At 55.7% G+C, this 1161-nt stretch carries 1 protein-coding gene; it reads left to right on the top strand.

The features are described 5' to 3' along the window. Positions 1-10 precede the first annotated feature (10 nt). Positions 11-1161 (top strand): ankyrin repeat domain-containing protein (locus KDK19_RS15745; RefSeq protein WP_257292321.1); only part of this gene is annotated, 1151 nt, incomplete at its 3' end.

The raw sequence follows: 1161 nt of genomic DNA, 5'->3' as shown, positions 1-1161 counted from the left end.
TTTGGATCAGGTGGAGAAGTCACTGGCAGAAGGAGTCAATGTCAATGCCGTTATGGATGATGGTTTTAATATCTTGATGGCGGCATCCATTAACGGTCACAAGGGCGTTGTCGAACGCCTGATCAACGCCGGAGCAAATATCAACGCCGCCTGTTCGAGTGGTGCCACCGCATTGCTCATGGCTGCCCAGGAAAATAACACCGACTGCGTAAAAATCCTGATCGAGGCCGGGGCGGATCCCAATGCCCGAAATTCGGATGGCGCCACCGCGCTGTCCATCGCAGCCGAGATGGGCAATACCGACTGCGTGAAAGTCCTGATCGAAGCCAGGGCCGATCCAAACACTCCCTTGTCGGATGGCGCCACCCCGCTGTTCATCGCTGCTGCGAAAGGCAATACTGACTGCGTGAAAACCCTGATCGAAGCCAAAGCGGATCCCAACGCCCGGACTAATGATGACGTCACCCCGCTGTTCATCGCCGCCCGGGAAAATAAAATCGACTGCGTGAAACTCCTGATCGAAGCCGGGGCGGATATCAACGCCACTCTGCCCAATGGTGCCACCGCGCTTTTCGTTGCTGCCCGGAATGGCAATATCAGCATCATGAAGCTCCTGATCGAAGCCAAGGCAGATATCAACGTCCGAACTCAGAGTGGCAGAACTTCTCTCTTCATGGCTGTCCTGGAAAATAACACCGACTGTTTGAAAATCCTGATTGAGGCCGGGGCAGATGTAAACGCCGCCCTGGCGAATGGCACCACCACGCTCTTGATCTCAGCTGAGATGGGCAATACCGACTGCGTGAAAGTCTTGATTGAAGCCAATGCGGATCTCAACGCCCGGAATTCGAATGGCGTCAGCTCGCTCTATATCGCGGTCCAGAAGGGCCATACCGAAATCGTGAAGGCCCTGATCAAAGCCAAGGCGGATCTCAACGCCGCTTTGCCGAATGGCGTCACCCCACTATTAACCGCTGCCTGGGAAAATAACACCGACTGCCTGCAAGCCCTGATCGAAGCCAAAGCAGATCTCAACGCCATCTTGCCGAATGGCGCCACCGCGCTGCTCGTCGCTGCTGCAAAAGGCAATACCAACTGCGTGAAAGTCCTGATCAACGCCGGGGCTGATCTCAACGCCGCCTTGTCGGATGGCACCACCCC

This window comes from Endozoicomonas sp. ONNA1, from assembly GCF_024606325.1.
Classification (GTDB): domain Bacteria; phylum Pseudomonadota; class Gammaproteobacteria; order Pseudomonadales; family Endozoicomonadaceae; genus Endozoicomonas_A.
Note: the sequence above shows the minus strand (reverse complement) of the source record. Positions and strands in the feature narration are given on the sequence as shown.